General features: G+C 59.2%; 26 protein-coding genes. 12 read left to right on the forward strand and 14 right to left on the reverse strand.

Annotation, left to right across the window (positions count from 1 at the left end; genetic code table 11):
• The first annotated feature begins 25 nt into the window (after nt 1–25).
• Genes ltnD through ACMU_RS03390 form a run of 4 tightly spaced genes read left to right on the forward strand, consistent with a single transcriptional unit; the run spans nt 26 to nt 3,589 of the window.
• Nucleotides 26–928, forward strand: a complete 903-nt coding sequence (ltnD, locus tag ACMU_RS03375; RefSeq protein ID WP_035257357.1) for an L-threonate dehydrogenase — start codon at nt 26–28, stop codon at nt 926–928.
• Entirely contained in the window at nt 925–2,187 is a 1,263-nt protein-coding gene (otnK, locus tag ACMU_RS03380) for a 3-oxo-tetronate kinase (protein WP_035256219.1), read from the forward strand. The genes ltnD and otnK overlap by 4 nt, the downstream gene beginning before the upstream one ends.
• Nucleotides 2,184–2,834 carry a 3-oxo-tetronate 4-phosphate decarboxylase gene (gene otnC / locus ACMU_RS03385; protein ID WP_035256222.1) on the forward strand — a complete coding sequence of 217 codons (651 nt, stop codon included), beginning with the start codon at nt 2,184–2,186 and terminating at the stop codon, nt 2,832–2,834. The genes otnK and otnC overlap by 4 nt, the downstream gene beginning before the upstream one ends.
• A complete protein-coding gene (locus tag ACMU_RS03390; RefSeq protein ID WP_035256224.1) occupies nt 2,831–3,589 on the forward strand; it encodes a hydroxypyruvate isomerase family protein in 759 nt (252 codons plus the stop codon). The genes otnC and ACMU_RS03390 overlap by 4 nt, the downstream gene beginning before the upstream one ends.
• Here the strand turns inward: ACMU_RS03390 and ACMU_RS03395 are convergent.
• The 6 genes from ACMU_RS03395 to ACMU_RS03420 all read right to left on the reverse strand — a co-directional run bounded on the left by ACMU_RS03395 (nt 3,586) and on the right by ACMU_RS03420 (nt 9,267).
• Nucleotides 3,586–4,398, reverse strand: a complete 813-nt coding sequence (locus tag ACMU_RS03395; RefSeq protein ID WP_051587891.1) for an alpha/beta fold hydrolase — start codon at nt 4,396–4,398, stop codon at nt 3,586–3,588. The genes ACMU_RS03390 and ACMU_RS03395 overlap by 4 nt on opposite strands.
• Nucleotides 4,388–5,110: a dienelactone hydrolase family protein gene (locus ACMU_RS03400; RefSeq protein WP_035256226.1), complete on the reverse strand. Its 723-nt coding sequence runs from the start codon at nt 5,108–5,110 to the stop codon at nt 4,388–4,390. The genes ACMU_RS03395 and ACMU_RS03400 overlap by 11 nt, the downstream gene beginning before the upstream one ends.
• 7 nt (nt 5,111–5,117) lie before the next feature.
• Nucleotides 5,118–6,701 (reverse strand): TRAP transporter large permease, encoded by a 1,584-nt coding sequence (locus tag ACMU_RS03405; protein WP_035256229.1) that lies wholly within the window; start codon nt 6,699–6,701, stop codon nt 5,118–5,120.
• Nucleotides 6,691–7,200 carry a TRAP transporter small permease subunit gene (locus tag ACMU_RS03410; protein WP_035256230.1) on the reverse strand — a complete coding sequence of 170 codons (510 nt, stop codon included), beginning with the start codon at nt 7,198–7,200 and terminating at the stop codon, nt 6,691–6,693. Before ACMU_RS03410 ends, ACMU_RS03405 begins: the two co-directional genes overlap by 11 nt.
• Nucleotides 7,201–7,256: 56 nt before the next feature.
• On the reverse strand, nt 7,257–8,351 hold the full coding sequence (locus ACMU_RS03415; RefSeq protein WP_035256240.1) for a TRAP transporter substrate-binding protein: 1,095 nt from the start codon (nt 8,349–8,351) through the stop codon (nt 7,257–7,259).
• Nucleotides 8,352–8,430: 79 nt separating this feature from the next.
• Complete coding sequence (locus ACMU_RS03420) at nt 8,431–9,267, reverse strand: sulfite exporter TauE/SafE family protein (protein ID WP_035256243.1); 837 nt, start codon at nt 9,265–9,267, stop codon at nt 8,431–8,433.
• Between the two features lie 106 nt (nt 9,268–9,373).
• Here ACMU_RS03420 and ACMU_RS03425 point away from each other — a divergent pair, with 106 nt between their 5' ends.
• On the forward strand, nt 9,374–10,390 hold the full coding sequence (locus tag ACMU_RS03425; protein WP_035256246.1) for a LacI family DNA-binding transcriptional regulator: 1,017 nt from the start codon (nt 9,374–9,376) through the stop codon (nt 10,388–10,390).
• A 16-nt stretch (nt 10,391–10,406) separates the two neighbouring features.
• On the opposite strand, the gene ACMU_RS03430 is transcribed toward ACMU_RS03425, so the two are convergent.
• From ACMU_RS03430 to ACMU_RS03445, 4 genes are all read right to left on the reverse strand, one after another.
• A complete protein-coding gene (locus tag ACMU_RS03430) occupies nt 10,407–10,739 on the reverse strand; it encodes an EthD domain-containing protein (RefSeq protein WP_035256249.1) in 333 nt (110 codons plus the stop codon).
• Between the two features lie 83 nt (nt 10,740–10,822).
• Nucleotides 10,823–11,797, reverse strand: a complete 975-nt coding sequence (locus tag ACMU_RS03435) for a DctP family TRAP transporter solute-binding subunit (protein ID WP_035256251.1) — start codon at nt 11,795–11,797, stop codon at nt 10,823–10,825.
• A gap of 20 nt (nt 11,798–11,817) precedes the next feature.
• Nucleotides 11,818–13,101, reverse strand: a complete 1,284-nt coding sequence (locus ACMU_RS03440) for a TRAP transporter large permease subunit (RefSeq protein ID WP_035256254.1) — start codon at nt 13,099–13,101, stop codon at nt 11,818–11,820.
• Nucleotides 13,101–13,607, reverse strand: coding sequence for a TRAP transporter small permease (locus ACMU_RS03445; protein ID WP_035256256.1), 507 nt, complete (start codon nt 13,605–13,607; stop codon nt 13,101–13,103). Before ACMU_RS03445 ends, ACMU_RS03440 begins: the two co-directional genes overlap by 1 nt.
• A 120-nt stretch (nt 13,608–13,727) precedes the next feature.
• Here ACMU_RS03445 and ACMU_RS03450 point away from each other — a divergent pair, with 120 nt between their 5' ends.
• Complete coding sequence (locus tag ACMU_RS03450) at nt 13,728–14,747, forward strand: LacI family DNA-binding transcriptional regulator (RefSeq protein WP_035256257.1); 1,020 nt, start codon at nt 13,728–13,730, stop codon at nt 14,745–14,747.
• Nucleotides 14,748–14,763: 16 nt separating this feature from the next.
• Here ACMU_RS03450 and ACMU_RS03455 read toward each other — a convergent pair whose 3' ends face one another.
• The 4 genes from ACMU_RS03455 to ACMU_RS03470 are packed head-to-tail and all read right to left on the reverse strand — an operon-like array spanning nt 14,764 to nt 18,251.
• Nucleotides 14,764–16,515 (reverse strand): SulP family inorganic anion transporter, encoded by a 1,752-nt coding sequence (locus ACMU_RS03455; RefSeq protein WP_035256260.1) that lies wholly within the window; start codon nt 16,513–16,515, stop codon nt 14,764–14,766.
• A 5-nt stretch (nt 16,516–16,520) separates the two neighbouring features.
• Nucleotides 16,521–16,952, reverse strand: a complete 432-nt coding sequence (locus ACMU_RS03460) for a DUF6691 family protein (RefSeq protein ID WP_035256262.1) — start codon at nt 16,950–16,952, stop codon at nt 16,521–16,523.
• Nucleotides 16,952–17,380 carry a YeeE/YedE family protein gene (locus ACMU_RS03465; protein WP_035257362.1) on the reverse strand — a complete coding sequence of 143 codons (429 nt, stop codon included), beginning with the start codon at nt 17,378–17,380 and terminating at the stop codon, nt 16,952–16,954. The genes ACMU_RS03460 and ACMU_RS03465 overlap by 1 nt, the downstream gene beginning before the upstream one ends.
• Before the next feature lie 7 nt (nt 17,381–17,387).
• Nucleotides 17,388–18,251 (reverse strand): MBL fold metallo-hydrolase, encoded by an 864-nt coding sequence (locus tag ACMU_RS03470; protein WP_035256272.1) that lies wholly within the window; start codon nt 18,249–18,251, stop codon nt 17,388–17,390.
• A 127-nt stretch (nt 18,252–18,378) separates the two neighbouring features.
• Here ACMU_RS03470 and ACMU_RS03475 point away from each other — a divergent pair, with 127 nt between their 5' ends.
• The 6 genes from ACMU_RS03475 (at nt 18,379) to ACMU_RS03500 (ending at nt 24,619) form a co-directional block, all read left to right on the forward strand.
• Entirely contained in the window at nt 18,379–18,732 is a 354-nt protein-coding gene (locus ACMU_RS03475; RefSeq protein ID WP_236626185.1) for an ArsR/SmtB family transcription factor, read from the forward strand.
• 315 nt (nt 18,733–19,047) lie between these two features.
• Entirely contained in the window at nt 19,048–20,064 is a 1,017-nt protein-coding gene (locus tag ACMU_RS03480) for a substrate-binding domain-containing protein (protein WP_051587894.1), read from the forward strand.
• Between the two features lie 62 nt (nt 20,065–20,126).
• Nucleotides 20,127–21,638 carry a sugar ABC transporter ATP-binding protein gene (locus ACMU_RS03485; protein ID WP_152544500.1) on the forward strand — a complete coding sequence of 504 codons (1,512 nt, stop codon included), beginning with the start codon at nt 20,127–20,129 and terminating at the stop codon, nt 21,636–21,638.
• A gap of 13 nt (nt 21,639–21,651) precedes the next feature.
• Nucleotides 21,652–22,650 carry an ABC transporter permease gene (locus ACMU_RS03490; protein ID WP_035257370.1) on the forward strand — a complete coding sequence of 333 codons (999 nt, stop codon included), beginning with the start codon at nt 21,652–21,654 and terminating at the stop codon, nt 22,648–22,650.
• A gap of 6 nt (nt 22,651–22,656) precedes the next feature.
• Nucleotides 22,657–23,634, forward strand: a complete 978-nt coding sequence (locus ACMU_RS03495) for a sugar-binding transcriptional regulator (RefSeq protein ID WP_236626186.1) — start codon at nt 22,657–22,659, stop codon at nt 23,632–23,634.
• Complete coding sequence (locus ACMU_RS03500) at nt 23,624–24,619, forward strand: aldo/keto reductase (RefSeq protein ID WP_035256276.1); 996 nt, start codon at nt 23,624–23,626, stop codon at nt 24,617–24,619. The genes ACMU_RS03495 and ACMU_RS03500 overlap by 11 nt, the downstream gene beginning before the upstream one ends.
• The last annotated feature ends 30 nt before the right edge of the window (nt 24,620–24,649 follow it).

A 24,649-nucleotide genomic window follows, 5' to 3' on the forward strand; every position in this document is an offset into this window, starting at 1 on the left:
GCGCGGCGATGAAGGGCGAAGGCAAATGGCGAAAATCAAGGCGGCCGTAATTGGTTTGGGCTCAATGGGTTACGGGATTGCGTCGTCGATCCTGAGGGCCGGGCATGAGACATACGGGTTCGACATAAACGAGGATGCCGTTGCGCGGTTTCGGGCCGAGGGCGGGGCCGCGGGGGACCTGGGCGTTGTGGCGGGCGATTTGGATGCCGTTGTGGTGGTTGTCCTGAATGCAGCGCAGACCGAGGCGGTGCTTTTTGGTGAAAGCGGTGTGGTGGCGAACCTGAAAAGCGGCGCGGTTGTGTTGGCCTGCGCCACGGTGCCACCTGCGTTTGCCCGTAACATGGCGGATCGCTGTGCCGAACAGGGCGTGCATTACCTTGACGCGCCAATTTCGGGCGGTTCCGCCAAGGCGGCCAGTGGACAGTTGTCGATCATGGCTTCGGGCACGGCTGACGCATTCGCGGCCGCCGCGCCGGTGCTGGATGCCACGGCCGAAACCGTGTTCGAACTGGGCGATGCCGCTGGTGCCGGCAGTGCAATGAAGGCAGTGAACCAACTGCTGGCCGGTGTGCATATCGCCACCATGGCCGAGGCGTTGACCTTCGGCATGACCCAGGGCGTGACGCCGGAAAAATTCGTCGAGGTGATCAGCAAATGCGCGGGCACCAGCTGGATGTTGGAAAACCGCGCGCCGCATATCGTGGCGGGCGATTATACGCCCCATAGCTCGGTCAATATCTGGCCCAAGGATCTGGGGATCGTGTTGGACATCGCCAAATCGGCGCAGTTCAGCGCACCGATCACTGCCGCCGCGTTGCAGCAGTTCGTGGCAGCCGCAGGCATGGGCCATGGCTGGGAAGACGATGCCGCCGTGGCCAAGGTTTACGCCCGCAATGCCGGGCTGACGTTGCCGGGAGAACAGGGATGACCACGCTTCTGGGCTGTATCGCGGATGATTTCACCGGGGCGACGGATCTGGCCGGGCTGCTGGCGCGGTCGGGTGTGCAGGTGTCGCTGCGCATCGGCGTGCCCGACAGCCCGCCCCAGAATACCGCGCCGTTCGAGGTGATCGCGCTGAAGTCGCGCACCGCACCGGTTGCGGCGGCGGTGGACGAGACGCGCGCCGCGCTGAAATGGCTGCAAGCCGCTGGCGCGCAACGGTTTTTCTGGAAGTATTGCTCGACCTTCGACAGCACGGCCGAGGGCAATATCGGCCCTGTGTCCGAGGCGTTGATGGCGGATCTGGGTACCGATCAGACGATTTATTGCCCGGCTTTCCCGGAAAACGGACGGTCGATCTTTATGGGCAACCTTTTTGTGGGGCAGCAGCCGCTGGCCGAAAGCCCGATGAAGGATCACCCCCTGACGCCGATGCGCGACAGCAATCTGATGCGCCTTCTGGCACCGCAGGTGACGCGGCCCGTGGGGCTGGCCGACCGGCTGACCGTGGCGCAGGGGGCGGACGCCTTGGCGACCAAACTGTCGGCACTGGCGGATGAGGGCGTGGCCCATGTGGTTGTGGATGCGGTGGCCGATGACGATCTGGCCATCATCGCCAGCGCCTGTCGCGACATGCCGCTGATGACCGGCGGCAGCGCCGTGGCCATGCCCTTGCCGGGGCTTTACCTGGCCGATGGAACACTGGCGGCCGATGCACCTCGGGCCACGGCACCGGAATTGGGGCTGGGGGCGATCCTGCTGTCGGGCAGCTGCTCGGCCATGACGAACAAGCAGGTCGCTGAATACACAAGTCGCGGCGCGCCGTCTTATCAACTGGACCCCCTGGCCTTGGCCGAGCAAGGCAGTGACGCGGTGCTGAGCTGGCTTGCCGCGCAGGACCTTGGCGCCGCACCGCTGATTTATGCCACGGCCAACCCCGACAGTGTGCGCGCGGCGCAAGAGAAGCTGGGCGTGGCCGAGGCCGGCGCCCTGATCGAAGACACGTTGTCGACCTGCGCCGTGGCGGCCCGTGACGCCGGTGCAAGGCGCATCGTGGTGGCGGGGGGCGAAACCTCGGGCGCGGTGACCAAGGCGCTGGGGGCGGCGCGCCTGAACATCGGGGTCGAGATCGCACCGGGTGTTCCGTGGACTTATTGCCAAAGCGCGGGGCATGACATTGCCCTGACATTGAAATCCGGGAATTTTGGTGCCGAAACCTTTTTCACCGACGCGTTGGAGGCCCTATGAGCGACGAAGCCAAGCTGCGCGAGGCCATGTGCTGGCACGCGAAATCCCTGTTTGACCGGGGGCTTAGTGGTGGGACCACCGGAAATATCTCGGCCCGCACGCCTGATGGCGGGTTGCTGGTCTCGCCCACCGGGTCCAGCTTTGGGCGGCTCGATCCCGCGCGGCTGAGCCGGTTTGACGCGGCGGGCAATCTGATCGATGGTGATAAGCCCACCAAAGAGATGCCGCTGCATACCGCGTTCTATGACACGCGAGCCAATGTGGGCGCGGTGGTGCATCTGCATTCGACCCATTCGGTCGCTTTGTCGATGCTGCCGGGTGTGGACCCTGACAACTTCCTGCCGCCGCTGACACCATATGGAATCATGAAGCTGGGCAAGGTGAAGCTGTTGCCCTTCTTTTTGCCCGGAGACGACGCGATGGGTGCGGCGGTGCGGGCCCTGGAGGGCAAACATGCGGCGGTCATGCTGGCCAATCACGGGCCGGTTGTTTCGGCCGGTGATCTGGATGCTGCGTGCAATGGAATCGAAGAGTTCGAAGAGACCGCGCGCCTGGCCATGATGACCCGCGGGATGAACCCAACGGCCCTGACACCAGAAGACGTGCAGGCGCTGGTCAAAAAATTCAACGTGGAGTGGGATGTATGAGGTTCTCGGCCAATCTGGGCTTTCTTTGGAATGACCGCCCTTTGCCCGATGCGATCCGTGCGGCCAAGGCTGCCGGATTTGATGCGGTCGAGTGCCATTGGCCGTATGACGTGCCCGCCGCCGATGTCAGGGCCGCGTTGGACGAGACGGGTTTGCCGATGTTGGGCCTGAACACGGTGCGTGGTGCGCCGGGGGAAAACGGCCTGTCAGCGTTGCCGGGCCGCGAGGCCGAGGCCAAGGTGGCGATAGACCAGGCCGTGGATTATGCGGTGGCAATCGGCGCAGGTGCGGTTCACGTGATGGCTGGGTTCGCCGACGGCGCATCTGCCCATGCCGCGTTTCTGGACAATCTGCGTTATGCCACGCAGGCCGCAACACCGCACGGCATCACCATACTGATCGAACCGCTGAACCGCCACGACGCGCCGGGCTATTTCCTGACCCACACGGATCAGGCGGCGGCGATCATCGCCGAGCTTGCTGCGCCCAACCTGAAACTGATGTTTGACTGCTATCACGTGGGACGGACCGAAGGCGACATAGTCACCCGCCTGAATACCTTGTTGCCGCTGGTGGGGCATATTCAGTTCGCGTCGGTCCCCGATCGCGGCGCACCCGATCATGGCGAGGTGAACTACGCCCATGTTTTCGCGGAAATCGCAGCGTGCGACTGGGCCCATCCGTTGGGTGCCGAGTACAAGCCAGACGGTGCGACAGACGCCACGTTGGGCTGGTTGAAAGGCGGGCTGGTCTAGGCTTTCAGGAACTTGGTGATCGCATCGTAGCCGTCGCTGGATTCAAACAAGAACCCATGCGCGCCCGCCACTGTTTTCAACACGGCGCGCGGCAGCTTGGTCAGCATTTTGTGCTGCGCGGACATGGGCGCCTGCAGGTCGCTTTCCCCTGCAAGGATCAAGGTCGGAACGGTGATCTGGTCCATGCGGTCATAGCAGTTGTGCAGCTTGCGCGCCGCCAATTGAGCCCGCAGGCCGGTAAATGCGCCCGGCTCGTCTATGAATTGCGTCTGGGTTTGCGCACGTTTGCGGATCATGTCGGCAGCGCGTTGGGGATCGTCCTGTTCCAGCGCCTTGAACCGGCTGTCTGACGCCAGAAAGCCCTGACGTGCGCGCTCGTACTTGGGCAGGCCCAACAATTCGTGCACGGGGAAAGAGGACCCGCCGGCGCCACCGGGGGCGGTTGCCGCCAGCACAAGTTTGCTCAGGCGGTCTGGAAAACGAATGGCATATTCCTGCGCGACCATGCCGCCGAACGAGTATCCGACGACAGCAGGGGCCCGCCACCCCAGATGGTCAACAACCGCCAGCGCGTCTTGGGCATAACCCTGCATCGAGTAGGGGCCGGGCGGTTTGTCGGATTGCCCCTGACCGCGCTGGTCAAACAGGGCAACTGTAAAATGCTTGGTCAATGGTGATTGCAGCGGCGTTGGCGTCAGGCGCAGATCCCACCCGGTGCCGCCAAGAAACAGCAAAGGCGGTCCACTGCCGGCAAGGCCCAGGCGGATCGTGATATCACCGCAGGGAACATCGTGCAGGTCAACCGGCATGGCGGCCAAGGAAGGCAATCACCTGTCGCCAGGCACGTTCCGCGGCCTGGGCGTGATAGGCGTCGCGGTGGTCGTTGAAAAAGGCGTGCTCGGTGCCCTCGTACACTTCGATCAGCGCATTGGAGTTCCCGGCCAGATCGGCGCGCATACGTGCGATATCGGCATCGGGGATCAGGTCGTCGACCTCGGCAAAGGCACCAAGGTACGGGCATTCGATCAGACGGGTGATTTCGATCGGAAGAAATGGCTTGGTCTCCATGCGCGGGAAATTCACCCGGCCATAGAAGTTGATCGCCCCCGCAAGGCGCGGGTCGCAGGCGGCAAGGTTATGCGCGAAACGCCCGCCCATGCAGAACCCCCATGCAAATACCGCACCGGCGTCGAACCCGGCATCACCGCGCAAGAGCCAATCAAGTGTATGGCGGCTGTCCAGGGTTGCACGGATATCGTCGAACCCCTGGAACGTGTCCGACCACTTTTCGACCGGGTCGGTGGGCACCGGCGGGCGCGCACCGCGGAACAGGTCAATGGCGACGGCGGCATAGCCCGCGTCGGCCAGACGCTCGGCCACCTCTTGCATATGCGCCGTCATCCCCCACAGTTCGACCTGCATGATCACGGCACCCTTCACCGATCCGTCCGGGCGCGCGAGAAAACCATCCATCTGACCGCCTGTGGCCGGGATTTTCACGTTGGGTGTGAGATATGTCATGGAACCTCTAGCGATAGATGACCGATGGCAGCCACGTGGCCAGCGCGGGAAAGCTGAAGACCAATATGAAAGCCGCGATTTGGATGGCGATGAAGGGCAGCACGCCGCGATAGATATCGATGGTTTTCACCTCGGGTGGGGCAACGCCGCGCAGATAGAACAGGGCAAAACCGAAAGGTGGTGTCAGGAACGATGTCTGCAGGTTCATCGCGATCAGGACGCCGAACCAGACCGGGTTGATGTCCGATTGCAGGATCACCGGCGCCACGATGGGCATGATGATGAAAACGATCTCGATGAAATCCAGGAAGAAGCCCAGTACAAAGACCAGCAGGGACACCGCGATCAGCGCGCCATAAGTGCCACCGGGAATTTGCTCCATCGCGTGGGTGACCACCTCGTCACCGCCAAAGCTGCGGAAGATCAGCGAAAAGATCGTGGCACCGATCAGGATCGCGAATGCCAGGGTTGAGACACGCATGGTGTTCATCACGATCTGGTCCAGAAACTTTGCGCGCAGCAGCACAAGCAGCGAGGCGATGATCCCCAGTGCCAGAACTGTGCTGGCGGCCAGCGCCAGAACGAAGCAGATGATGTTCCACGTGGTGACGACCTCTACGGTCATGCGCAGGTCGGCAACGCTGCGCAGCAGCGGAAGGGTAAAGGCGGCAACGATGCTGACCCCGATAAGCAGGCGGATGACCGGCCTGCCTTGATCCGCGGACAGGCGCAACCCGGCCAGCAACAGGGCGCCGGTCGCACCCACACCTGCGGCTTCGGTTGGGGTGGCGATGCCGGCAAGGATCGACCCCAGAACCGCGATGATCAGCGTGATGGGCGGGATCAGGGCAAACATGATCTGCCCGGCGGTGATAATGTCGTCATCGTCGTCTTTGACAGGTGGGCAGTCCTGCGGGCGCAGAAGGCCGATGACAAATTGATACAGCATGTAAAGGCAGGCCAACCCGATCCCCGGGATCATGGCCCCGGCAAAAAGGTCGCCGACTGACACGGGATCAGGCGAGAAATTCCCGATCTCGCGTTGCGCTTCCATATAGGCGCCCGACAGCTGGTCGCCCAGAAATACAAGCACGATGGAGGGTGGGATGATCTGACCCAGCGTCCCGGCCGCACAGATGGAGCCCGACGCCAAGGAGGGGCTGTACCCCTGTTTCAACATTGTTGGCAGGCTGAGAAGGCCCATGGCCACAACCGTTGCGCCGACAATGCCGGTGGAGGCCGCCAGCAGCGCGCCCACCAACGTGACCGAGATGCCCAAACCCGCGGGCAGACGTTTGGCGACCCGGCCCATATTGGTCAGCAGATCCTCGGCGACCCGGCTGCGCTCCATGATGACGCCCATCAGGATGAACAGCGGCACGGCGGTCAGCACCTCGTTGAACATGGCTGTGCCGAAAATCCGCGAGGGGACGGCGGCGAAGGTGGAAAAGTCGAATAGACCAAAGAATTGCGCGACAAAGGCCATCCAGATCCCTGCGCCGCCCAAGGCAAAGGCCACCGGGATGCCCCCCAGTACCGTGCCAAAGGCGGCGAGGAACAGAAAGCTGACCAGAAGAACTTCAGACGACATCGGTGTTTTCACCCCAGTTTTTACCGCCAAAGATACGGGCCAGCGTGGCAATGACCTGCAGCGCGATCGAGGCCGCAAAAATCAGGATTGCCGATTTCAGTAGATATACAGCGGGCAGCCCGCCCGCCTGACGTGAGCCCTCGAGTGTTGACCACGACCGGGCAACGTAAGGATAGGCGTACCAAAGGATCAGAAGGGCGACGGGCAGCGCAAAAAAGGCCAGACCGACGATGTCGATCATTCGCCGCGTGCGGGCCTTGACCGCCCCGTAAAAGACGTCGACCCGCACATGGGCGTTTTCCTGCAGTACAAAGGCCGAACCCAGAAGGAAGATCAGCGCGTGGCCATAAACCACGGTTTCCTGAACCGAAATGATGCCATAGCTGAATACATAGCGCGCAACGACCGAAAAGACCTGCGCCAGCATCATCACCAACGCGCAATAGGCCGCAATGCGCCCCAGAACACGGTTCACCTGTTCGATGGTCCGAATGACCATTCGCTCCCTCCCTTGGTATTGGGTGTGGGAAGGGGGGTGCCCCTCCCCAACCAGTTTTAGCCAGCGGCGCGGGCCAGCGACCGTGCGCGCAGATAGGCCTGCTCGGATTGCTCGGTCCAGCCTGCGGCCTCGTCGAGGAACGCCATATAGCTGGCGGCAACCTTGCCGGTCATCGGATCGGCGGCGGCCGCTTCGTCCAGTACCTTCTTAGTCGCTTTGCCCAGTTCGATCATCACTTCATCCGGGAACGAGCGCAGCTCTACCCCGTGTTCTTTCAGAAGGATGTCCAGCGACCGCGAGTGGTTGGCGATGAAATCTGCAGGGTTCATCACGTTTTCCTGCGCTGCAGCCAACTTGATGATCTGTTGATCGGCGGCGGACATGTCGTTCCACAGGTCAAGGTTCACGCCCAGGCTTTCGGCCGAAGTTGGTTCCTGGAAGCCGGGGTTGTAGAAATACTTGGCCGCCTTGTAGAAGCCAAAGCCCAGATCGATCCACGGGCCGGCCATCTCGCCGGCGTCAATTGCACCCGATTGCAGCGCCGAGAAGATCTCGCCACCCGGCAGGGTCACGGCGGTACCGCCAACCTCGTCAATCACCTTGCCGCCGAAACCGGGGATGCGCATTTTCAGGCCCTTCAGGTCATCAACCGAGTTGATTTCCTTGTTGAACCAGCCGCCTGCCTGCGCCGACGAATTGCCTGCCATGAAAGCGATGACACCGAACGACGCCGACACTTCTTCCCACAATTCTTGCCCGCCACGGTGATAGATCCAGGCGTTGTGTTCGGCCGTGGTCATGCCAAAGGGTACACCGGCAAAGAAGTTGAAAGCAGTTGATTTGCCCTGCCAGTAGTATTCGGCAGCGTGATACAGGTCAGCCGCGCCCGAGGCGACGGCGTCGAAGGCCTCGAACGGCGGGACAAGTTCACCCGCGCCGAACACCTGAACCGTCAGGCGGCCATCCGAGGCGGCGGTGATCGCGTCACCAATCCGCTGCGAAGCAACGCCCAGGCCGGGGAATTTCTTGGGCCAGCCGGTGGCCATTTTCAGTGTGCGTTTGCCTTGTGCGTAGACCGGCGCGGCAAGTGTGGCTGCACCCCCTGCGGCGGTTGCGGTCAGGAAAGCGCGGCGGCTTGTCTTCGATGTCATCTTGGTATCCTCCCTTAAAATGACAGCATTGCGATTACGTCGTTATTTGGGGCGTTCGCCCGTATTCTCTTGGTGCCCGTCACGCGCTTGCGGCCATGAACACTGACCACAGCATCTTGATGGCGGTCAGGAACAGGAACAGGGCAAAAACCAGTTTCAAACGCTTTGGGTTCAGGCTGTGTGCCAGCTTTGACCCCAGCGGAGCGGTCAGGACACTGACCGAAAAAATCAAGACAGCGGCCGGAACGCTGACAAATCCCAGCGAATAGGGCGGGCGATCGGCGACGCCAAGGCCGGACCAAATGAACCCGCATACGGCCGGAACGGCGATCACCAGCCCAAAGGCCGAGGCAGTGCCCACAGCGCGGTGCACCGGAAACGAAAACGCGCTGAGGACCGGGACCGACAGCGTACCGCCGCCAATGCCCATCAGCGCCGAAAAACCGCCAATGCTGAACGGGATCGCGCCCTTGCCAACGGGGCCGCCGGGCACGGACTGCCCGATCACCAGCGTCTTTGGCGTGGCCATGTTGATCGACACCAACAACGCGATGATGCCGAAGATCAGGGTCAGGTGGCTGGAATCCAGAACCTTGGAAAGAATGCCGCCGGTCAACGCGCCCAGGAAAATCAGGGGGGCCCATGATTTCAGCATGTCCACGTCGATGGCGCCGCGCTTGTGATGCGAGCGGGCCGAGGAGATCGAAGTGGGGATGATCGTGCAAAGCGACGTGCCGACGGCAAGGTGCATGGCCACGGCCGGGGAAACGTTCAGAAGGTCAAACAGCCAAAACAGGACCGGCACGATAACGATGCCGCCACCTACGCCCAGCAATCCCGCCAAAACACCGGCAATACCGCCGGTGATCAATAGCCCGACAGCCAGCGCCACCAATAACTGAATCTCGTATTCCATCGCCCGTCCTTTTGGTCGTCTCAATTTTTTCATAGCAGAAATGAATACGTATACAATAGTAATTTTCTTTTTCCAAAAGGCTCGAACTTGTCTATATGTTCACTCTATGAATACGAAAACAAAGCGACTTAGCAGTACGGACATCGCTCGGCTTGCGGGGGTCTCGCAGGCGACGGTGTCGCGGGTTTTGTCGGGTGTGGACGGGGTGAAGCCGGCCACGCGCGAAAAGGTAATGGCCGTTGTAAAACAGCAAGGTTACCGGCCAAACGCCTTTGCGCAGGCGATGCGTACCAGCCTGTCTTCGACGGTTGGCGTGGCCGTCTCGCGAATCACCAATCCGATTGTGCCCGAAATCCTGGAGGAACTTTCGCGCCAGTTTGCGGCCAACAATCGCCGCGTTGTCGTCTGGAATACCGATGAAAGCGGCGAGGAGAGCCTGATTGGCTCGGTCGAATCGGGCATGGTTGACGGGGTGGTGTTTACGGCTGCCAGCCATCAGACCCGCGCCGTTCAGGCGGCGTTGGACGCGCAGATTCCGATTGTATCGATCAACCGCACAGTCGACGGTGTCGACTATGATCAGGTGGTTTCGACCAACGAGCGCGGCGGCGAAGAGGTTGCCAATTATTTTGTGAAATGCGGCAAGACCCGGGTCGCCTTCGTGAATGGATCGTTGGACAGAACGACGCTTGTCGACCGCGAGGCCGGGTTCCGCAAGGGGTTGGAAAAGGCGGGATTGTCGCTGTTGCCCGAGTTCTATTTCCAACGGGCCTTTCAAGAGAACGTGTTCCGGCAGCTGGGAATGGATATCGGCTCGTCCGAGAACCGGCCGCAGGCAATTGCCTGCGGGAATGATCTGATTGCCATCCAGGTCTTGAACGGGTTGAAGGCCGTGGGGTGCCGCGTGCCCGAGGATATCTGGGTGGTCGGTTTCGACGGGATTGAGATGTCGGGCTGGGATATCGTTGACCTGACAACGGTGCAGCAACCGATCGAGTTGATGGCGAAGGATGCCGCGACGATGTTGATGGACCGCATTGCCGGGCGGCGCGGCCAAACCGAAACGCGGCGCTATCGGTCTGAATTGGTGATCCGGGGCAGTACGGGAAACCAGCGCGTCTGACCTCGCATCGTTGTTGTCACCGGCGCAGCTCGCGCGTTTCCGTGACGTGGTGGTGGATTGTACAGGTCGCAAACTCAGCAAAGATCGCATCGGTCACCTGCTGGGCCGCCTTGCGTTGGGGCGCTTGTGTGGCGACATCAACCGACGCCAGATCGGGGTAGGTGGTCACCAGAAACATCACGATACCCGGCGCCCCCGGATCGCGCCGGCGCGCAAAGCTGACTGCGGCCGAGTTCAATCCCGGCAATTTGCGAACCGCTGGCAAAAGCCGCTGCAGGACTGCGGCCTCGAAATTGTGCCGTTGGTCGTCGGAGATCTCGCCTTCGAAAATGGCGTATCGGGTGATCATGTGCGGTGCCCGTGAAACAGCCCCGTTCAGGGGCGAGGGGTTCAGGCACAGTGGTGCGCCTGAACCGTTGACTTGCAAGCCGATCAGTTGGCCGATGCTTCCAGGATGTCGTTGATCAGGCCATCACCATGCGTGGCGATAAAGCCGTCCCATGCAGGGCGCACGGCCGCCTGGAAAGCGGCTCCATCGACGTCATCATTGATCTCGAGCGACTCGCTGAGGGTGGCCAGCATGGCCTCTTCGCCCTCGATGGCCAGGTTGCGCTGAAAGGCCACCGATTCCGCGGCCACTTCCATCAACACGGCCTGGGTTTCAGCGGACAGTTTGTCGAACTTGGCCTTGTTCATCACCCAGCCCAACGGAGAGTAGGCGTGGCGGGTCAGGGACAGGTAATCCTGAACCTCGTAGAAACGGAACGACAGGGTGACAGGGATCGGGTGATCCTGTGCATTCACAACACCGGTTTCCAACGAGGTGTACAGTTCGTTGACGTCCAGCTGGATCGGGTTTGCACCCAGCGCCTGGAACATATCCGACAGTGCCTGCGAGTTGTTCACGCGCATCTGCAGGCCTTCAACGTCGGCAGGAACACGGATCGGACCTTCGTTGTTGGTCATATTGCGGAACCCGTTTTCCGGGTAGCCCAGCAGGATCAGGCCAAACTGTTCCAGATCGGCGCCAACGGTCTGGCCGACATTGCCGTCCAGCACCTTATAGGCGGTCTCGCGGGTGGGGAACATGAAGGGCAAGGTGAAGGCCGCGGCCTCGGGGATCAGGCCGGTGAAGTTGTTCAGGCCGGCAATGGTGATGTCGATCGTGCCGGAGCGCGCGCCGTCGATGGCCTGAGCGTCCGAACCCAGCTGCCCACCGGGGAAGATTTGCACCGACAGATCGCCATTGGTGCGTTCCGCCAGTTTGTCGGCAAAGAACTCGGCCATCTGATGCTGAATGTCAGCCTCGGGCGTGGGGTGCGCAAAGCGCAGCTTGGTCTCGGCGACCGCTGGCGCAGCCAGCACGGCAGCCGCGCAAAGCGCTGCAAAAGTGGTTTTAATGGTCATGGTAGATCCTCCCTAAGGGTTTATTTTCCAATGAAGAATTCCATCGGAACGATGATGATGCTGGGAACGGCGATAAACAGGCCCAAAAGCACCATGTAAGCCAGGATGAAGGGGCCAGTGCCCCGAACAGCCTGTGACAGGGGCACACGGCTGACGCCGCACACCACGTTCAAAACATTCCCAACCGGTGGGGTAATCAGCCCGATGGACGTGTTGATCACGAACATCAGCCCGAAATAGACTTCGTTGATGCCGGCCTCGCGGACGATGGGCATAAGCAGCGGTACAAGGATCAGGACGGTGGGGGCCAGATCCATCACCATGCCGATGGCCAACACGAACAGCATGATGACCAGCATCAGCAGGCGCGGGTTGTCGATCAGCGGGCCCAAAAGCTCGACCAGCTGCTGCGGCAATTGCGCGATGGTGATCAGCCAGGCCGCCACCATGGCGCAGCCGACAAGGAACATGACCATCGCCGTGGACCGGCCCGCGGTGACCAGCACATGATAGAACTGTTTCAGCGAGAGCTCGCGATAGACGAGGGTTGAGATCACGATGGCATAAACGGCAGCGACCACAGCGGCCTCGGTTGGTGTGAACACACCGAAGCGGATGCCGCCAATGATGATCAGGGGCAAAAGCAAGGCCCAGAACCCGTCGCGAAATGCGGCCAACTTCTCGGCACGGCTGGCCTTAGGCAGCACGTCGAGGTCTTCGTTCCGCATGAGAAAACCCCAAAGCAGAACCAAAGTTGCACCCATCATCAGGCCGGGTGCGATGCCGCCCAGAAACAGGTCCTTGATCGAGATGCTGCCCGCCACGCCGATCAGGATCAGAGGCAGCGACGGGGGAATGACCGGCGCGATGATCCCGCCCGAGGCAAGCAGACCGATGGACCGCCCCTCGGGGTAGCCGGCCTTTTGCATCATTGGATAGATGATCGAGACCAGCGCCGCGGCATCCGCAACGGCGGAGCCTGACAAGCCCGCGATCAGAACGGCGGTGAAGATGCCCACGTAGCCCAGGCCGCCCCGGCGATGGCCCAGCAGTGCCGTGGCAAGGCGCACGATGCGTTGTGACAGCCCGCCGACCGACATGACTTCGCCTGCAACGAGGAAGAAGGGAATGGCCAGCAGGGGGAAACTGTTTACGCCGTTGATCAGGGATTGTCCCATGATGTCGACGCTGACCATGTCCAGATGCACCATCAGCGCCATCGCGGCCAACAGCAGCGAAAAGGCAACCGGCAGGCCAAGAATGATGGCAACCAGCAGGACAGAGAGGAAGATGAACAAAGTCATTAGATGTGGCCCTCGGTGCCAAGATCCGCATCCAGACCACCGTCAAGCTTGGCGTCGGGGTTATAAATCCGCGCAAGGGATATCGCGGTCATCAGGATCGAAGAGACGATGCCAGCCAGATAGAAAAGCCCCGTTGGCAGCCCGGTCAGAGGCGAAATATTCTGCCAGTTCGCCGTGGTCTGCCGGAAGGTGCCCCAGAACATCATCAGGACAGCGGCCAGGATGATTACGTAAGCCAGGCGGCGCAGGAACATCACGACGGGGCGGGGGAACAGGTTCAGGATCTCGCGCACGGCCAGGTGTTCGTTCCGGCGCATCACCACCGCGGCCCCCACCATGACCAGCCAAACCAGACTGAGCCGCGACAACTCGATCGCTTCGCGCAGACCCGATGAAAACCCGTAACGCAGCACAACGTTCAGAAAGACCATGCCGATCATGGCCAGCAAAATCGCCACCATGAATGCATCAACGCACGACCACAAAATTCGCAGAAATCTCTGCACGGCTGCTCCTCCCCGGGTGTTCCACAGGCTAAAGTTATCGATAACCTAAGTGTTGAGTTATCGATAACTTTTGCGACTGTCAAGAGTTGGCAGACAGGCAACTTGTGTTAAGTCAAAGGGATGAACAACGAAGCGCGCGCAAAGAAACGGGTCACCCTTGCCGACGTGGCCAAACAGGCTGGCGTCAGCCAGATGACGGCGTCAAAGGTGATGCGGAATACGGGCAGTATCTCTGAGGCAACGCGGGATCGCGTCACCGCTGCTGCGCGGGATTTGGGCTATGTTCCCAATAGGTTGGCCGGATCTCTGAGCTCGCAGAACAGTGATATCGTCGCTGTAATCTTACCATCGATTAACGACACGATTTACGGCGATGTTGTGCGCGGAATAAACGAGGTTTTGCGCCCGCACGGGTATATGACGTTCATCGGTGAGAACCAGTTCGACACGGAATTGGAAGAGGACATAATTCGTTCGGTTTTGTCGTTGCAGCCCGCTGCCATCATCCTGACGGGGGGAATCAACCGGTCCGAGGCCGCGTTTCGGATGCTGAAAAACTGGCAATGTCCGATTGTGCAAATCTGGGATGATTCCAAGTCCGGTTTCGATGGCAGTGTCTCGCCCAGCCATGAGGCCGGCGGGGCCCTCGTGGCGCAGCATTTCGTTGATCGCGGTTTCAAAGCACCGGCCTATATCGGGGCTGAACTGTCCAAAGATCTTTGCGCCGCGCGACGGTTCGACTCTTTCAAGTCAAAGCTGCAAGCGTTTGGTGTCGTCCCGTTCGAGGTCACGGACGAAGCTTTGCCCAGACGGGGGGAAACTGGCCAGACGCTGGTTGCAAGGTTGATGGAAACCCGCCCCGAGACCGACGCCATATATTGTCTGAACGACGCCATAGCGTTGGGGGCTTTGTCGTGGCTGCATGACAATGGCTATGATGTGCCCAATCAGGTGGCCGTGGCAGGGTTCAATGGCACGTCGCTGTTGCAGGTTGTGCGAACCCGGCTGACCACAGTTGATGTAAACCGCGAGCGCCTTGGCCAGGTGGCAGCGAAAGCCGTGGTTTCGCTGTTGAACGGTGAAGACATTGCCGAACAAACCGTGCTGGATACCCAGTTGGTGCAGGGCAACACAACCTGATGTGCCACAAGCCACATTAAGAGGTGCGCACAGGATCCCTGTTCGTGGAACACCTCAACTCCTGGTCCGCCTCGAATTGGCTGAGAAACAGATTGCCGGACAGATGCTTGAAGAAATCGGTTTTCTGTAACCGATCCTGAACCGGGCCTTTCACCTCGCTCAGGTGAAGCTTTAGCCCGGCGTCTTGCAGGCGGTGGTCAATCTGTTCGAGACTTTCCAACGCCGAGGCATCAATGAAGTTGACTGCCGAACACATCAAGACAACGTCGCGGATTTCCGGGTTCTTCGATACGGCGTCGTTGATCGTGTCCTCCAGAAAGCGGGCATTGGGGAAATACAGGCTTTCATCGACACGCAGCGACAGGATTTGTGGCGTGGTCTCGACCTCGTGGCGGTCGACATTGCGGTAATGTTCGGTGCCGGGTACGCGGCCAACAATGGCCGAATGCGGCCGTGACGTGCGTGCAAGGAACAAGACCAGCGACGACAGCACGCCAACAGCGATGCCAATTTCGACACCCAGCAGCAACGTCCCCAAGATCGTGCCAACCATCGCGGTGAAATCTGATTTCGAATAGGCAAAGGTGCGTGTGATTGCGCCAAGATCAACCAGCGACAGCACTGCTACAATGATTGTTGCGGCAAGGGTGGCCTTGGGCAAAAAGAACAAAAGCGGCGTCAGAAACACCGTTGCCAGAGCGATGCCAACGGCGGTGAATGCCCCCGCCGCCGGGGTCTGCGCGCCGGCGTCAAAATTCACAACCGAACGAGAGAAACCGCCGGTGACCGGAAAGCCGCCAAACATGGCCGATCCGACATTCGAAGCACCAAGTGCCACCAGTTCTTGATCCGGGTCGATGCGTTGCCGCCGTTTGGCGGCCAGTGTCTGTGCCACCGAAATCGTCTCGACATAGCCCACAACGCCAATAAGCAGGGCAGGCACGAACAGGGTAGACCAGAGTGCGGCATCGAAGGCGGGAAGCGCCGGTGTGGGAAGGCCACGGGGGATGTCGCCAACAACCGAAACGCCTGCACCCTGCAGATCAAAAGCCCAGACCGCAACAGTTGTCACCACAACCGCCAGAACCGGGGCGGCTTTGGACAGGCTGCCCGCAAGATGTTTCGACAGACCTAAACGCTTCAAAACGGGTGCCAACGATTGCCGTGTCCACATCAGAAACGCCACCACGCCGCTGCCGAATATGATGGTCCAGAAGTTTGTGCCGCCGATACCCGACACAAGGCTGGTCACCTGTTCGATCAGATTGTGCCCATGGATGTCATATCCAAGGATATGCTTGAGCTGTCCAACAGCAATGATAAGAGCGCTGGCGGTCACAAATCCGGAAATCACCGGATGGCTTAGAAAGTTGGCCAGGAATCCCAGCCGCGCGATCCCCATCGCAACCAGTACCAAGCCCGAGATCAGGGCCAGCGCAATCGCGGCTCCCAGGTATTCGGGTGTCCCGCGCGCCGTAAGCTCGCCGATGGCAGATGCGGTCATCAACGAGGCAACGGCGACAGGCCCAACCGCCAAGGTCATCGACGTGCCAAACACCGCGTAGATGACCAAAGGTGCGATCGAGGCATAGAGGCCGATTTCCGGCGGCAATCCCGCCAGCAGGGCATAGGCCAACGATTGCGGGATCAACATGATCGTCACGATGACCGCCGCAATCGTGTCTGCTGCTAAACTGTCGCGGTTATAGGCCGCTGCCCATCTTGTTACGGGTAGGTAGCGGTACAGCAACGTTGGCCTGTTCGACATTCCGGTTACGCGCTGCTTGCCACAAGGCGCATGCGTTTCGCAGGCACGGCCAGAAGCATGCCAACGATCATGGCTCCTACGAACAGCAAACCTTGCCAGCCGCCGAAGCTGAGCGAGGCAAAGGAGGGACCGGGGCACAGCCCTGCCAAACCCCAGCCTGCTCCGAAAATCATCGACCCGACGGCCAGATCGGCAGAGATCTTTTGCTCAACCGGTGCCGGAAACGTGCCACCAGCCATTGGCGATTTGAGCTTTTCCGTCATCCGCCACGCTACAAGCATGGGCAGGATCGCACCGCCCAGAACAAAGGCCAACGTGGCATCCCAGTCACCAAAGATGTCCAGCCACCCTTGCACGCGCTTGGTATCCACCATGCCCGAAATCAAAAGGCCAAGACCAAACAAGGATCCAGATGCCAAAGAAAGAATACCGCGCATCAGATGACTCCCAGTATGTGTTTGAACAGCAAAACGGTTACGCCACCGGCAAACAGGTAAAACGCAGTGGCTCCAATCCCGCGCAGCGAAAATCGCGAGATCCCGCAGACGCCGTGCCCGCTGGTACAGCCATTGGCCAAACGTGCGCCAAAGCCAACCAGAACGCCGGCCGCCACGATGACCACGGGGTTAGAGGTGATATTGGTCGTCCCCTGGGTCCCCGTCAGGGTCAGCGCCAACCAGGGCGCGCCAATCAGGCCAACCAGAAACAGGGTGCGGCCCAGCCAGTCACCCCAGTCAGAGCCATCAACCAACCCGCCGATGATGCCGCTGGCCCCCATGATGCGGCCATTGCCCAGCAAGTAGAGGGCAGCGCCCAATCCGATGATCAGGCCACCAATCAGCCCGTAGATGTAACTTTGTTCTATCATGTGTTCAGAGCCTGTTTACGGGAACTTTGAAGTATACATTTCCGTCGTCTTCTGCCGGGGGCATTTGGCCCGCCCGCATGTTCACTTGAAGCGACGGAACGATCAGTCTTGGCATGTCCAACTCGGCGTCGCGCTGGTTGCGCATGGCCACGAACTCTTCCTGCCCGCGTCCCTGTCCGACGTGTTTGTTCAATGCCTTTTGTGCACCGATTGTGGTTTCCCAGGCATATTCATCCCGGCCCGGAGCCTTGTAGTCATGGCCGACGAACACACGCGTCTCGTCGGGCAGGGTGAACAGTTTCTGGATCGATGCGTATAGGGTTTCAGCCGATCCACCGGGAAAATCCGCGCGCGCGGTGCCAAAGTCCGGCATAAACAGAGTGTCGCCCACAAAGGCTGCGTCTTCGATGACATAAGTCAGGCAGGCGGGCGTGTGACCCGGTGTGTGCAGGACAGTTGCCCGCAAGATGCCGACCGAGAATGTGTCTCCTTCGACAAACAGCTTGTCGAATTGACTGCCGTCGCGCTGAAACTCGGTTCCCGCATTGAAAACCTTGCCGAATGTGTCCTGCACGACGGTGATCTTCTCGCCGATGCCAATTTTGCCACCCAGTTTTTCCTGCAGGTACGGGGCAGCGCTCAGGTGGTCGGCGTGGACGTGGGTTTCCAGAATCCAGTCAACGGTCAGCGCGTTCTTCTTTACGAATTCGATGATTTGGTCTGCCGAGCGAAGGTCGGTCCGACCGGACGCATAGTCAAAATCCAAAACGGAATCGATAATTGCGCAATGATTGGTTTGCGGGTCTGTCACAACAAACGAGGCGGTGAATGTGGCCTCGTCGAAGAAAGGTGAGACTTGGGGTTTCATCGGTGACCTCCAGATGATCTGTGGCATACATATTATAAAATCCTAATGTGTCAATTCGTTCAAGGAAAAATATTAAAAAAGTTGAATATTTTCGCCTCAAGGCTATTTTCTAACAACGAAAGAGGATGTGAACGAAACGATGGATGCGCAATTCGAAGCAACTGACGACGCCGTTTTTGCGTTTGCGCGGGCGGCACCCGATGCGCCAGAGCAGGCGGCCAAGTTCCTGAAATCGCTTGGCCATCCTGATCGATTGAAGGTGTTGTGCAGTCTTGTTGGCGGCGAACAATCCGTTGCATCCATCGAAGCGCAGGTTGGCGCCAGCCAATCTGCCGTTTCTCAACATCTGTCACGGCTAAGGTCGGAAGGCCTTCTGCAGGCACGGCGTGACGGGCGCCAGGTCTATTATTCGATTGCCGACCCAACGGTCTTCGGTGTCATCGAACTTCTTTACCGCAAATTCTGCGCGCCTAAGACGTAAGCCAGAAAACGTTCAGTTCTCGGCACAGGTCCCGGAAATTTTGGCTATTCCCGTGGCGCGATCCACCCTCGCGTGGATCGGGAATTCCCGAGACCGAGTTTGGGTTGGTCCTGCGCGGAGAAGCCCGTCTTAAGGTCGCCCTGAAATTTTTTTCAACATTCAACAATTTTTTCAAATAGTGTTGAGTTGAGGGTTTTTCGGTCTATCCAATGAGACTGCGCAACAAAAAGCGCGTCTTGAATTTTCTTGCACTCACGGCTCGTAGAGGCTGTTTGGGTTGGGACAAACAAGCAGATCGAATTTGGGAGGAGAACCATGAAGCATCTGAAGTTTAAAGCAATTTTCGCAACAACGGCCCTTGCGGCAGGATTGTCTGTGTCGGCACCGGCTCAGGCCGAGGGTATTATGTGCGAACCGGGCGAAACCTATGTCATGAACGTCATGGTCTCGGGCCACCCGTATTGGGTGCCGGTGTATCAGGGGTTCAAACAAGCAGCTGCGGCGTTTGGCTGCGAAACCGTTTTCTCTGGCACGCCCGACTATGACATCACCAAACAGATCGCCTCGTTCGAGCAGGACCTGATCAAGACCCCCGCAGGCGTTTTGTTGCATCCGATGCAGTCCGACCCATTCATCGAGCCGATCAATCGGGCGATCACAAACGGCACCGAGATCGTGACGTTTGCGGCGGACAGCCCGAAATCGAACCGTACGGCCTATATCACGTCGGACAACCTGGCCGAGGCCAAGTTCGCCGCCGAGGAGATTGTGTCGCAAGTTGGCGACAGCGCCGAGTATGCGGTTTTGGAAAACCCGGGCCAGTCCAACCACGATCTGCGCGTGACGGCATTGATCGCGTACATGGAAGAGAACTATCCGAACATGAAGCTGGTTGGTCGCCAGGCCACCAATCAGGACAGCAACGCCGCCTACCGCGCCACCGCGTCGATCATTCAGGCGAACCCTAACGTTGCCGCGATGTGGATCCCCGAAGCGGGTTCAGCCGAAGGCGCTGTGGCTGCCAAGATGGAGGCAAGCTCGGACCTGTTGATCATGCATGCCGACGTGACACCCACTACGCTGGAACATATCCGCGCGGGCAACATCCACATGGCGCTGAACCCGAACCAGGGTGTGCAGGGTTTCATGGGCTTCATGGCCGTACACCTTGCCAACCGCTCGGACGTGTTTGATCCTTTCAACGATTGGAAAACCAGCGGTTTCAACCCGGTGCAGATTCCGTTCATGGACAATGGGTTTGCTGTCATCACGCAGGACAACGCCGACAGCTTTGACCTGAATGTCTACATGGAAGGCCGCGACCCGGCTTGACGACCTCCCTTGCGTTGTCCGGGTCAAGCCCCGGGCAACGTCAATATGCAGCGGAACGTACCATGATGCAGGATGTAATCCTCAAAATCTCGAACCTCAGCAAATCCTTTGGCCCGGTCCAGGCGTTGCGTGGTGTCAACTTTGAACTGCGCAGGGGCGAGATCCACGCCATCGCTGGGGAAAACGGGGCGGGAAAATCGACGCTCATGAACATCATCGACGGGATATTGCAGCCCAACAGCGGACAGATTTTGCTGGATGGAGAGCCAACAAAAATCAGCTCGCCGACCATGGCGCAGAAACTGGGGATCGGCTTTGTTCATCAAGAGATTGCTTTGTGCCCCGACGTGTCGGTTGCCGAAAACATCTTTATGGCTGCGACCAATGTCAGCACTTCGCTGATGATGGACTATCGCAAGCTGGAACACGATGCCCGCGAGATCTTTGCACAGCTTTGCGATATTGATCCCTCGGTCCTTGTGCGCGACCTGTCGATTTCGCACCAGCAACTGGTCGAAATCGCCAAGGCGCTGACGCTGGATTGCCGTATCCTGATCCTGGATGAACCAACCGCCGCCCTGACCGAAGCAGAAGCACAGACATTGTTTGGGATCATGCGAGAGCTTGCGGATCGTGGGATTTCGATCATCTATATCTCGCATCGCATGGTCGAGATTTTCGACAATTGCGACCGCGTTTCTGTATTCCGCGATGGGCAGCATATCGTGACGCAGGATGTCGCGGATATAGAACCCAGCGATGTTGTGAATGCCATGGTCGGTCGCGTGATCGACAACCTGTATCCGCACAAGCAGGAGACGCCGACCGAAGACATCATCCTCGACGTTCAAAACTTGACCGAAACGCGCAGTTTTCGCGATGTTTCGTTCACCCTGAAACGTGGAGAAATCCTCGGCTTTGCGGGTTTGATCGGTGCGGGCCGCAGTGAAATTGTCAAAGGTATCTGCGCATTAGAGGGCGACGTTAAGGGCGAAGTACGGCTGGAAGGTGAAACGCTTTCCTTGCGGGATTATCCCGACAGCATTGCCAAAGGAATGGTCTACCTGTCCGAGGACCGTAAAGGTGACGGGCTGTTTCTGGACCTGCCGATCGCCGACAACATTTCGGCATTGAAGGTCGAACAGGTGGCCAACCGGTCGGGCCTGATCCAGGCAGATTCCGAGTTGCAGCAGGCCGAAGCCTTGGCGCGCAAACTGAACCTGAAATATGGCACGATGCGCGACCCGGTATCGTCGCTTTCCGGGGGGAACCAGCAAAAAGTGGCGATCGCCAAGATGTTGTCAGTGAACCCCCGACTGATCTTTTTGGACGAACCCACGCGGGGGGTTGATGTCGGTGCAAAATCGGAAATCCACCGAATTCTGCGCGACCTTGCCGAAGAGGGTGTGGGCATCGTGGTCATATCTTCCGAATTGCCCGAGCTGATTGGCGTTTGCGACCGCGTTCTGGTGGTTCGTGAAGGCCAAATAAGCGGCGAAGTTTCGGGCAGCGAAATGACCGAAGAGAATATCATGCACCTTGCATCGGTGCTGGACGCGCATGCAGTCGCGTGAACGGGGAACCAACATGGACTATTCAGCAAACATGACAAGCCAAGCGCGACCGAAGCGCGACGTTTCATTTCTTCAGCGGCTCTTGCGCATGCGGGAAACCGGGCTGGTCATTATCATTCTGGCGCTTTTTGTCATCATGACATTCGCTTCGCCATATTTTCTGACCTGGGCCAACATGCGGGCCATGTCCATGGCTTTCGCGGTCGACGGTCTGCTTGTGATTGGTATGACCATCTTACTGATTTCGGGCGGGATCGACCTGTCGGTTGGCTCGGTCACGGCACTGGCGATGGTGGTTGCGGGGTGGTTGTTCCTGAGCGGGATTGACCCGTGGGTTGCATCGGCAATGTCTATCGCGCTTTGTACCGGTATCGGGGCATTCATGGGGTTCTTTGTTACCCGCGTGGGACTGCATCACTTCATCGTTTCGCTGGCTGTGATGGTGATAGCGCGCGGCGCATGCCTGTTGTTTACCGGCGGGCGCCCGCTGGGCCTGTTCACGCTGCCACCAGAGTTCAAGTTTATTGGTCAGGGCGCGATTGGACCCGTGCCGGTGGTCATCATCATCTTCCTGGTATTCGTGGTTGCCTTCGACTTTATGCTGCGGCGCACGACGATGTTTCGCAAAGTATTCTACACCGGCAGCAACGAAAAGGCCGCTGCCTATTCCGGCATCCGCACCAAGAAGGTGATCTTTCTGACCACAACGCTGTGCTCGACGCTGTGTGGCATTGCCGGCATCATCTACATGGCCCGGTTCGGTTCGGCGCAGCCGACATTCGGTCTTGGGCTGGAACTGACGATCATCGCGGCCGCCGTGATTGGCGGGGCCAGCCTGAATGGCGGCTCTGGCTCCATTCTTGGGGCGATCCTGGGCGTGATCCTTCTTTCGCTGGTCTCAAGCTCGTTGGCTTTGCTGGATGTGTCCGTCTACTGGCAGGACATCATCCGGGGTTCGATCCTGTTGGCGGCGGTCACAATCGACCACTACCTGAACAAGCGCCGGGGCTGAACGATGATGGACAAGAGCAAAGATTTCGAACTGGTTCGGCAGATCCACAATGTGCTGATCCTTCATTTCCTCGAAGGGCAAAAGCAATCTGACATCGCCAAGGCACTGAACCTGTCAACGTCTAAGGTGAACCGATTGATTACCCAGGGGCGCAAGTTGGGCATGATCAAGATCGACATCGAAAGTCCGTTCCAAACCCTGATGGACCTAGAGCAGGAGTTGGTGGCAGAGACCGGTTTGAAAAACGCGATCGTCACGCCGTCTGTTCCCGGCAGCACCACCGCAACCCTTCAACAGGTGGGCCGCGCAGCAGCAAACCATTTGGTTGAAACACTGCGCGATGGGGATGTGATCGCCATTACCGGTGGCAAAGCGGTCAGCGCGGTTGTCGAAAACCTTGCACCGGAACGCGATTTCGACGTCACTGTCGTGCCTTTGACCGGGGCGGTGCAAGGCAAGTTCTTTACGGATGTAAACCATCTTGCCAATCGCATGGCCGACCGGCTGGGCGGTAAAACCATGCTATTGCACGCACCACTCTTTGCCGAAACGCAGGAACAGCGCGACATGCTGATGGAAGTATCGTCCATCCGCGAGGTTCTGGATCTTGCGCGTCGTGCCAACATTGCGCTGGTCGGCGTTGGATCGATCGAACCCGAAGAGTCCAGCTATTATGACCTTCATCCCGTACCCGAAGGTGACCGCAAGATGCTGGTTGGCATGGGGGTCGTTGGCGAGTTTCTGGCCCACCTCATCCATTCGAACGGGTCCGTATCAAACTATGCTCTGAATTCCAGGATCGTGGCGCTGGAGCCGTCGGACCTGAAACAATGTGATCGGATCATCGGGGTGGCAGCAGGCCCTGAAAAGGTGCTTCCGATCAAGGCCACGTTGGCCGGAAATTTCCTGAACGCGCTGATTGCTGACGAGGACACGGTAGCGGCGGTTATGAACCAGATGAAGGGAGCGATCCATGTCGCATGAGATGTTGACACGTGAGATCGGGAAATCCGGGATCAAGGCCTCGGCCATCGGATTGGGCACATGGGCCATCGGTGGCTGGATGTGGGGCGGCACGGACGAAGACCGCTCGATTGCGGCTATTCAGGCGTCCATCGACGAAGGTATCAGCCTGATCGACACGGCGCCGGCCTATGGTCAGGGGGTCGCGGAAGAGATCGTGGGACGGGCCATTAAGGGGCGTCGTGAAAAGGTTGTGCTGGCCACCAAGTGCGGGTTGGTTTGGCACACGCAAAAAGGCAACCATTTCTTTGACTACAATGGGGCACCCGTGCACCGCTACTTGGCGCGAGACGCGATTGTGTACGAGGTCGAGCAGAGTTTGACGCGGTTGGGAACGGACCATATCGACCACTACATCACACATTGGCAGGATCCTACGACACCTGTTGACGAGACCATGGAAGCGCTGACGCAATTGAAAACGCAGGGCAAGATTGGTTCGATCGGTGCCAGCAACACCACCACGGCTGACGTTCAGGCGTATTTGGCCGCGGGGCAACTGGACGCTGTGCAGGAAGAATACTCAATGATGAAACGTGACGTGGAGGGCAGTCATGTGGACCTGTGCAAGGCGAACGGTGTGTCCATCCTCAGCTACTCGTCATTGGCCCTCGGCCTGCTTAGCGGCAAAATCGGCCCGGACCGGCAGTTTGAAGGGGATGACCAGCGCAAGGAAAACCCCTGGTTCAGCCAAGCCAATCGGCAACGCGTTGCGCGCCTGATGCAGGATGTCCAACCGATTGCTGAAGAACACGGCGCCACGTTGGCCCAGACCGTGATCGCATGGACGTTGCAGCAGCCGGGCATCACGTTTTCGCTTTGTGGGGCGCGCAACGTGGCGCAGGCCGAAGAGAACGCGAGGGCAGGTTTTTTACGTCTGTCGGCTGATGACGTCTCGTCCATCGATCAAAGTGCCAAGCAACATCTAAGCGACCTGGCAGCCTAGGGCGGCCATCACACATCCAATCTTCAACAA

This window comes from Actibacterium mucosum KCTC 23349 (genome assembly GCF_000647975.1).
GTDB lineage: Bacteria > Pseudomonadota > Alphaproteobacteria > Rhodobacterales > Rhodobacteraceae > Actibacterium > Actibacterium mucosum.

Bases quoted from the DNA above. Each gene is read 5' to 3' on its own strand.
- ACMU_RS03430 (WP_035256249.1), bottom strand. From the start codon at position 10,739: ATGATCACCCGATACGCCATTTTCGAAGGCGAGATCTCCGACGACCAA.
- ACMU_RS03500 (WP_035256276.1), top strand. From the start codon at position 23,624: ATGTCGCATGAGATGTTGACACGTGAGATCGGGAAATCCGGGATCAAG.
- ACMU_RS03450 (WP_035256257.1), top strand. From the start codon at position 13,728: ATGAACAACGAAGCGCGCGCAAAGAAACGGGTCACCCTTGCCGACGTG.
- ACMU_RS03415 (WP_035256240.1), bottom strand. From the start codon at position 8,351: ATGACATCGAAGACAAGCCGCCGCGCTTTCCTGACCGCAACCGCCGCA.
- ACMU_RS03395 (WP_051587891.1), bottom strand. From the start codon at position 4,398: ATGCCGGTTGACCTGCACGATGTTCCCTGCGGTGATATCACGATCCGC.
- otnK (WP_035256219.1), top strand. From the start codon at position 925: ATGACCACGCTTCTGGGCTGTATCGCGGATGATTTCACCGGGGCGACG.
- ACMU_RS03460 (WP_035256262.1), bottom strand. From the start codon at position 16,952: ATGCGCGGTATTCTTTCTTTGGCATCTGGATCCTTGTTTGGTCTTGGC.
- ACMU_RS03480 (WP_051587894.1), top strand. From the start codon at position 19,048: ATGAAGCATCTGAAGTTTAAAGCAATTTTCGCAACAACGGCCCTTGCG.
- ACMU_RS03470 (WP_035256272.1), bottom strand. From the start codon at position 18,251: ATGAAACCCCAAGTCTCACCTTTCTTCGACGAGGCCACATTCACCGCC.
- ACMU_RS03405 (WP_035256229.1), bottom strand. From the start codon at position 6,701: ATGTCGTCTGAAGTTCTTCTGGTCAGCTTTCTGTTCCTCGCCGCCTTT.
- ACMU_RS03390 (WP_035256224.1), top strand. From the start codon at position 2,831: ATGAGGTTCTCGGCCAATCTGGGCTTTCTTTGGAATGACCGCCCTTTG.
- ltnD (WP_035257357.1), top strand. From the start codon at position 26: ATGGCGAAAATCAAGGCGGCCGTAATTGGTTTGGGCTCAATGGGTTAC.
- ACMU_RS03435 (WP_035256251.1), bottom strand. From the start codon at position 11,797: ATGACCATTAAAACCACTTTTGCAGCGCTTTGCGCGGCTGCCGTGCTG.
- ACMU_RS03490 (WP_035257370.1), top strand. From the start codon at position 21,652: ATGGACTATTCAGCAAACATGACAAGCCAAGCGCGACCGAAGCGCGAC.
- ACMU_RS03425 (WP_035256246.1), top strand. From the start codon at position 9,374: ATGAATACGAAAACAAAGCGACTTAGCAGTACGGACATCGCTCGGCTT.
- otnC (WP_035256222.1), top strand. From the start codon at position 2,184: ATGAGCGACGAAGCCAAGCTGCGCGAGGCCATGTGCTGGCACGCGAAA.
- ACMU_RS03440 (WP_035256254.1), bottom strand. From the start codon at position 13,101: ATGACTTTGTTCATCTTCCTCTCTGTCCTGCTGGTTGCCATCATTCTT.
- ACMU_RS03420 (WP_035256243.1), bottom strand. From the start codon at position 9,267: ATGGAATACGAGATTCAGTTATTGGTGGCGCTGGCTGTCGGGCTATTG.
- ACMU_RS03410 (WP_035256230.1), bottom strand. From the start codon at position 7,200: ATGGTCATTCGGACCATCGAACAGGTGAACCGTGTTCTGGGGCGCATT.
- ACMU_RS03495 (WP_236626186.1), top strand. From the start codon at position 22,657: ATGGACAAGAGCAAAGATTTCGAACTGGTTCGGCAGATCCACAATGTG.
- ACMU_RS03400 (WP_035256226.1), bottom strand. From the start codon at position 5,110: ATGACATATCTCACACCCAACGTGAAAATCCCGGCCACAGGCGGTCAG.
- ACMU_RS03485 (WP_152544500.1), top strand. From the start codon at position 20,127: ATGATGCAGGATGTAATCCTCAAAATCTCGAACCTCAGCAAATCCTTT.
- ACMU_RS03455 (WP_035256260.1), bottom strand. From the start codon at position 16,515: ATGTCGAACAGGCCAACGTTGCTGTACCGCTACCTACCCGTAACAAGA.